The sequence below is a fragment of the Halalkalibaculum sp. DA384 genome (assembly GCF_043951955.1).
GTDB lineage: Bacteria > Bacteroidota > Rhodothermia > Balneolales > Balneolaceae > JAMQKA01.
Genome location: NZ_JBINJE010000111.1, coordinates 1 through 567, shown reverse-complemented (window position 1 = coordinate 567; position 567 = coordinate 1). Strand labels below are relative to the sequence as shown.

1 pseudogene is annotated in these 567 nt (G+C 47.4%); it reads right to left on the bottom strand.

Going from position 1 to position 567, the window contains the following annotated elements:
- Positions 1-519 (bottom strand): annotated as a pseudogene (locus tag ACG2E4_RS18490) (hypothetical protein); the annotation flags it as partial.
- Between the last annotated feature and the right edge of the window lie 48 nt (positions 520-567).

Genomic DNA, 567 nt, shown 5'->3' with positions numbered 1-567 from the left:
GATATAATACTGGTCGGTGATTGCACTGTAACCTTTATCGGGAGCGCTATGGAAATGTTCTCGACAGACCGCTGTGGAGTGTTCACGGGCAATATGGGCCACAGGTACAGGGATGCTGTCCACCATGTAGGTGTCCTCATAGGGACATATGTGGCGTCCCCACAGGCGGGCCAGTTTTTCGATCCAGCCGGCCAGTCGCCTGCGGCGGCGGTTATAGCAGCTCAGATGAGGCAAGGTGGAAAAATCATGGGAGTAATCGGCTTGCAGCTTACTCCAAAACCAGTGTTCGCTATCAATACCCAGGGCCTCTTGCAACAGGGCCAGACTAATAATGTGGGCATCTGGCATGCGGGGTTTATTCGGATAAAATTGCACATTCAGATCAGAATTAAGGAAATCCGCCAAGGTTTCATTGACGATGGGCAGAATTTTATCGAAATTGGTTTTCAGGTCATGCATACGCAGGGTGTTTTTGTGAGAATTAACATCCCTAAGATATTGAATATCAAGCGTTTGCATGGCCTTTCTTAGTTTAAAATTGTTAAAATCCTAACCCCTAAACGCGTT